The organism is Streptomyces sp. NPDC058291 (genome assembly GCF_042880855.1).
In the GTDB taxonomy this organism is placed as follows: domain Bacteria; phylum Actinomycetota; class Actinomycetes; order Streptomycetales; family Streptomycetaceae; genus Streptomyces.
In genome coordinates this window covers 22294-28481 of the sequence record NZ_JBHVYK010000096.1, presented here as the reverse complement: position 1 = coordinate 28481, position 6188 = coordinate 22294, and the positions used below count along the sequence as shown (strand labels likewise).

The 6188-nt window shown below is 72.5% G+C and carries 6 protein-coding genes; 1 reads left to right on the top strand and 5 read right to left on the bottom strand.

Annotated features, from left to right (window positions below):
- Positions 1-171: 171 nt before the first annotated feature.
- The 5 genes from cseC to ACFVYK_RS32570 all read right to left on the bottom strand — a co-directional run bounded on the left by cseC (position 172) and on the right by ACFVYK_RS32570 (position 4917).
- A complete protein-coding gene (cseC, locus tag ACFVYK_RS32590; protein WP_389780229.1) occupies positions 172-1515 on the bottom strand; it encodes a two-component system sensor histidine kinase CseC in 1344 nt (447 codons plus the stop codon).
- 19 nt (positions 1516-1534) lie between these two features.
- The gene (gene cseB, locus ACFVYK_RS32585) at positions 1535-2236 is read right to left on the bottom strand and encodes a two-component system response regulator CseB (protein WP_389780228.1); all 702 of its coding nucleotides are present in this window, start codon (positions 2234-2236) and stop codon (positions 1535-1537) included.
- Between the two features lie 246 nt (positions 2237-2482).
- The gene (locus ACFVYK_RS32580) at positions 2483-3142 is read right to left on the bottom strand and encodes a hypothetical protein (protein ID WP_389780227.1); all 660 of its coding nucleotides are present in this window, start codon (positions 3140-3142) and stop codon (positions 2483-2485) included.
- Positions 3127-3669: a SigE family RNA polymerase sigma factor gene (locus tag ACFVYK_RS32575; protein WP_384652154.1), complete on the bottom strand. Its 543-nt coding sequence runs from the start codon at positions 3667-3669 to the stop codon at positions 3127-3129. The genes ACFVYK_RS32580 and ACFVYK_RS32575 overlap by 16 nt, the downstream gene beginning before the upstream one ends.
- Before the next feature lie 300 nt (positions 3670-3969).
- Positions 3970-4917 (bottom strand): A/G-specific adenine glycosylase, encoded by a 948-nt coding sequence (locus ACFVYK_RS32570; protein ID WP_389780225.1) that lies wholly within the window; start codon positions 4915-4917, stop codon positions 3970-3972.
- Between the two features lie 256 nt (positions 4918-5173).
- Between ACFVYK_RS32570 and ACFVYK_RS32565 the strand changes: the two genes are divergently transcribed.
- Positions 5174-6034 carry a hypothetical protein gene (locus tag ACFVYK_RS32565; RefSeq protein WP_389780224.1) on the top strand — a complete coding sequence of 287 codons (861 nt, stop codon included), beginning with the start codon at positions 5174-5176 and terminating at the stop codon, positions 6032-6034.
- Positions 6035-6188 lie beyond the last annotated feature (154 nt).

The window sequence follows — 6188 nt, the reverse complement described above, 5'->3', positions numbered from 1 at the left end:
GCGAGGACGGGGTGTCCTCGCCCCCGCCCTCGCCACGTCCCCGCCCTCGCCCCGCCCTCGCCCTCCACGCCCCGCCCGTGCAGGGCCGCACGGCACGCGGCGCGCCCCTGTCCTAGCCGTCCGCCCCGGGGCCGGTGCCCGTGCCGGTGCCGGTGCCGATGGCGTGCTGCCTCACGGCATCGTCTGATAGCTTCCCGTGTTCGTCGGTGCGTGTTCGGGCAGCCACAGGACGGCCACGGCGCCCTCGGACGGTATGTGCTCCGGAGCTCCCGCGGGCCGTACGTTGCGGAAGGTCAGGCGGGCGCCGAGGACGCGGGCCTGACCCGCGGCGATGGTGAGCCCGAGTCCGTGTCCGTGTCCCGCGCGGTCGACACTGCCGGTGCGGAAACGGCTCGGCCCCTCGGCGAGCAGGTCCTCGGGGAACCCGGGGCCGTGGTCGCGGACCCGGATGACCCGGCCCTCGACGGTGACCTGGACGGGCGGCTTGCCGTGCCGGGCGGCATTGGCCAGCAGGTTGAACAGGACCCGCTCCAGGCGGCGCGGGTCGGTCGTGACCATCGACTCGTGCACCACCCGCACCTCGACGTCCGGGTCCTTGGCAGCCACCCGGCGGGAGACGAACTCGCCGAGCACGATGTCCTGCAGCTCGGCGCGTTCCGAGGCGCCGTCGAGACGGGCCACCTCCAGGACGTCCTCGACGAGCGTCCGCATGGCCTTGGCCCGGTCCAGCACCAGCTCCGTCGGCCGGCCCGGCGGCAGCAGTTCGGCCGCCGTGAGCAGTCCCGTCACCGGGGTGCGCAGTTCGTGGGCGATGTCGGCGGTGACCCGGCGCTCGGCCTCCAGCCGAGCCTGGAGGGTGTCCGCCATGGCGTCGACCGCGCTCGCCAGGTCGTCGGTCTCGTCCCGCACGACACCGCCTATCGCGTCCCGGACGCGGACGTCCGTCTCGCCCTTGGCGACCTGGTTCGCCGCGGCCGCCGCCTTGCGCAGCCGGCGTGACATCTGGCCGCCGATGAGCACACCGAGCGCGCTGCCGCCGAGGACGACCGCGATGGAACCGATCACCAGGGCCTGGTCGAGGTCCTTGAGGATGTCCGTGCTGCGGTCGGTGAACCCCGTGTGCAGGGACAGCACATGACCGTCCTTGACCGGGACGGCGGCCCAGATGTCCGGCACACTGCCTCTCCGCTCGGCGACGAACGTGGCCCGGCGGCCCTCCTGGACCTTCTCCCGCAACGCGGGCGGCAGGCCGGAGTCGTCGATCTTGATGCTGGGGAAGTTGGGCCGCCCCGACGTCTCGTAGTTGTGCTGGGCGATCCGCACGCGCTCGTCGGCGAGGTCGCGCGCGTTGTCCAGCATGGACACGCGCGCGGCGTTGTGCACGACCAGGCTGAGCGCGATCGCCACCAGCGCGCCGACCAGCGCGATCGCCGCGCTCAGTTTCCATCGCAGACCCGTGCGGAGGCTCAAGCCCTCCGCGCGAGCCGGACCCAGGTGCCGGACCATCCCCCGCATACTTCTGTCTCCGCCCCGCTCAGGCTTTCAACTTGTAGCCGAAGCCGCGGACCGTCTCGATGCGGTCCGGGCCGATCTTGGTGCGCAGCCGCTGCACATGGACGTCGACGACCCGGGTGTCGCCGCCCCAGCCGTAGTCCCACACTCGCTCCAGCAGTTTGTCGCGGGAGAGGACGGTGCCCGGAGCGGAGGAGAACTCCAGCAGCAGGCGCATCTCGGTCGGGGTCAGCGCCACCGGCTGCCCGGCCCGGCGCACCTCCATGCCCTCCGTGTCGACCTCCAGGTCGCCGAAGGTCAGCACACCGCCGGCGGGGTCGGCGGCGGGCTCGCCGCGGTCGCCGCCGCCCGCGTGGCCGAAGCGGCGCAGCACGGCACGGATGCGGGCGACCAGGACGGCGCCGTCGAAGGGCTTGGTCACGTAGTCGTCGGCGCCGGCCTCCAGCCCCAGGACGACGTCGATGGAGTCGGCGCGGGCCGAGAGCATGATCACCGGCACGGTTGACTCGTCCCGGATGCGCCGGCACAGGCTCACGCCGTCCAGGCCCGGCACCATGACGTCCAGCAGTGCGATGTCGGGGCGGTCGGCGCGGAACGCCTCCAGGCCGGACAGGCCGTCGGGCATCGCGGTGACCGCGAAGCCGTCCCGCTCCAGGGCGAGCTGGGTGGCTTCGCGGATGACGTCGTCGTCCTCGACGAACAGGACGTGGGTCTGGTCTGCCATCCCGGTGCTCTCAGTTCTCGTTGCGTACTCGTGTGCGTGTCGGCGGAGGCGCCTGTCGGTCGTCAGTCTGGCGGGTTTCTGTCCGCGTGCTGTCAGGGCGTCCCTTGGGTGGACGCGCGGAACGCCGGGAGCGTTCATTTCCCGCCCGCCCTCGGCCACTCTCGTCCGTCCACCAGTTGATCGGAACGGGCGGCCCGATCGGTTCACGGCGGCCCGACTTTTCTCGGCCGGCCGTTCCCGGGCAGGTCAGCTGGTGCCCGGCAGGGGCGTGGGGTCCCCGCCGACGACGCTGCTGTAGTCGTTGTGCCAGCTGAACTCCTTGAGGAACCGGCCGGCGACCCAGCGGTACGTGACCACGTTCTCCCCGGACGGGCTGGAGACGGGGTCGCCCTTCTCGTACACCTGCTTGGTGACCACCAGGTCGCCCCGGTCTATCTCGGCGTAGACCGGCGGCTCCTCCGCTTTGAACACGTTCGCGTAGCCGTCGCCGTCCTCCCGGTAGACATAGGAGCCGACGCCGACGGCGTCCCCGCACGTGAGCACGTTGACGATGAGGTCGTCGCCGGAGCCGCCGGTGAGGCGCCCGTACGACACGTCGACCGGGTACTCGTCGCCGACGCAGGGCTTGAGATCGCTCTTCACCTCGGCCGAGACCTGCGGATCGTCCTTGACGAGGCGGACCGCTTCCGCCCGGTTCGGGTCGCCGGGGGGGACCGTCGAGGACGAGGCCGTGGCGCCCACCACCGCGTCGGCGTGGGCGGGGCCCTCGTCGCGGGCGCCGGTGCCTCCGGTGCCGCAGGCGGAGACGAAAAGGCCGAGGGCGGCGAGCCCGGTCATCGCCGTGATCGCCGCCTGGATGGCGCCTCGGGCCGGTGTGGGCCCGGCCTGGGTCAGGCCGCCGCGCAACGCTCCCGCTCCTCACGCTCCAGCGCGCGTGCGTCCAGATCGCGGGCTTCCAGCTCCTCGCGGAGCCGGGCGAGCGCCCGGTGCAGCGTGCTCTTGACCGTTCCGGCCGACATGCCGAGGGCGGCGGCCGTCTCCTCCGTGGACATCTGCTCCCAGTGTCGCAGGACGACGACGCTTCGCTGCTTGGGTGCGAGCACCTTCATCGCGTCCATCAGCAGGGCGCGGTCCGCGTGCTGCTCGGTGGAGTCGTCCACGCTGGCGTCCGGGAGCTGCTCCGTCGGCACCTCTTCGAGCTTGCGGGCCCGCCACCACTCGGTCCGCGTGTTGATCATGACCCGGCGCAGATAGGCGTCGGCGAGCCGCTTGTCCGCGATGCCGTCCCAGCGGCCGTACGTCCGGGCCAGCGCGGTCTGCAGCAGGTCCTGGGCGTCGACCGGGTCGGGGACGAGCCGACGGGCGCTGCGCAGCAGCGCGTCCTGCCGCGTGCGGACGTACTCCTCGAATTCGAGCACCTCGCCCTGCGCCATGGTCAACCGCCTCCGATTCCCCGTTCCGGCGGTGGTCGCCGCCGGCTCACTGCTTGTGGTCTGCAGCCCGCCGTGTCTCCGCCGGGCATGGAGATGAAGCTACGGAGGTGTTGTCACGGCGCTGTCCGAAGCAGCCTTCGGCCAGCACTCAGCTGTCCGTCGGTTGTGTAACGGAAGGAGGTTCGGGGTAAGAGCATGGGTTGCATTGCAGATCTATGAGGTGATTCGTCCATGTGTCGGGCGTGACAAAGGCCTGTCGGCGGTCGTGACGAAGCCTCCAGGCTGTCAACTGACCATGCGTCAGGTCAGTGGCAGGCGGTACAGCCCGCCCGGCAGCGGCTCCACCAGTCCGTCCGCGACGAGTCCGTCCAGGGCTCGCGCGCGTTGCACCGGCTCGTGCCACACGCGGTCGAGGGCGGTCTGCGGCACGGGCGCGTGCGCGTCGCGAAGGACGGCGAGCAGCTTGCCCCTGACCTGCCGGTCCGTGCCGGCGTAGGTCTGGCCCCGGCGCGGCGGGCCGTCGTGCGCCGGCTTGCCCGCGAGCCGCCAGGCGCACTGTGCGGCGATGGGACAGCGCGCGCACGTCTCGTTCCTGGCCGTGCAGACGAGCGCGCCGAGCTCCATGGAGGCGGCGGCCCAGCGCGCGGCCGTCGGCTCGTCGTCGGGGAGCAGGGCGCGGGCCAGCCTGCGCTCGGCGGCCGTGGTGGCGGTCGGCGGGTACTGCACACCCCTGACGGCGCGCGCGAAGACGCGGCGGACGTTGGTGTCCAGGACCGCGTGCCGCTGCCCGTACGCGAAGGAGGCGACGGCCGCGGCCGTGTACTCGCCGATGCCGGGCAGCGCCAGGAGCTGTGCGTGGTCGGACGGGACGTCTCCGCCGTGCCGTTCCGTTATCGCCACAGCGGCGCCGTGCAGCCGCAGGGCGCGGCGGGGGTAGCCGAGCCGCCCCCACGCGCGCACGGCCTCGCCCGGGGCCTCCGCGGCGAGGTCGGCGGGGCGCGGCCAGCGGGCGAGCCACTGCTCGTAGACCGGCAGGACGCGGCTCACCGGCGTCTGCTGGAGCATGAACTCGCTGACCATCACACCCCATGCCCCGGCCTCGGGGCGCCGCCAGGGGAGGTCGCGGGCGTGGTCGTCGAACCAGTGGATCACCGGGGCGTGCAGATCCGCTCCGGGGGCTTCGGCGTCGGCGCCGGCGTGATCGCGGGCGGGGCCGCTGCTGTGCGGGGTGTTCGTGGGGGCAGTCATGGCCCTACCGATCCTGCCATGCGCACCGGGGCACGCGCGCGTACCGCCACTCGCCCGGGTCGTACGCCGGGGGCGCTTCCCGGGCGCACGCCGCGGCCAGGGCCAGAGCTGCCATCCATGCGATAACGGGAGCGCGACCGCCGAAGACGAAGTCGGGTACGGGGCGGGCGGCTTCCAGAATGATGATCCGGAAAAGTTGTGTTCCCGGCGGCGGGTGGGGCCAGCTAACGCGTCGATCTCTCGTACAGTTTGCGCCGTGGGATCACTGCGCAATCCGGTCGGGCCGCTTCCCTCCTCCATCTACTGGCGAAGGAGGGCTGTACTGCTGTCCGTGTTCGCCCTGTTGGCGTTGCTGGTCCTGTGGGTGGTGACGTCGGGCGGAGGCGGCGGGAGGAACGGCGCCGACGGGGGCGGCGGCAAGAACCCGGCCTCCTCCATCACGCCGGGACCGTCCGGGTCGGGGCCCGCCATCAGCCAAAGGCCGGGCGGGCGTGACGAGTCGAGCGCGGGGGCGACCGGCGGGTCCGGCTCGGGGACGGGATCCGGTGCGGGCTCGGACGGCGGCGCCGGAACCGGCGGTGCGGACGGCGGTTCGGCCGGTGCCGGTGACCTCGACGACGGCGCCAACGGCAGCGCGAGCGGCAACGGCGGCGTCGGCGGTGGCGTCGGCGGCGACGGCGGTACGGCCGTGACGCTGCCGGTCGGGACGACGCTGCCCAACTGTGCCGCGAACGCCGTCACGTTGACGCTGCGCAGCGTCCGCAACGACTACTCCCCGGACGAGACCCCCACCTTCCGGCTGACGGCCAAGAACAGCTCGACCGTGGACTGCAAAGTCGATTTCGGCCCCAAGACCGCGGTGTTGACGATCACGCAGGCAGCCGTCGACGACGACTACTGGTCGTCGGCCGACTGCCCCAGGACGGCCGGGAGCCTGCTGTACCGGGTGCCGGCCAAGAGCAGCTTCACGTACATCGTGAAGTGGGACCGCAAGCCGAGCGCGCCGCAGTGCGCCACGCCTCCGGCGGGGACGGCCAAAGCGGGCACGTACCTGGTGGAGGCCAAGGCCCCGGGATTCGCGAAGGCGCAGACGTCCTTCGTGCTGAAGGCCGACTAGACCGACGAGAACGTCGAGGGCGTCGAGGACGACTGATCGGCCTCCGGACTCGCCCGCAGTGGGTGGGTCCGGCCGGTCGGGCGGCCGTCTGAGCGGGGTCAGGCAGGTCGGGTGGTCAGGTAGGTCGGGTGGTCAGGCAGGTCGGATGGACGAG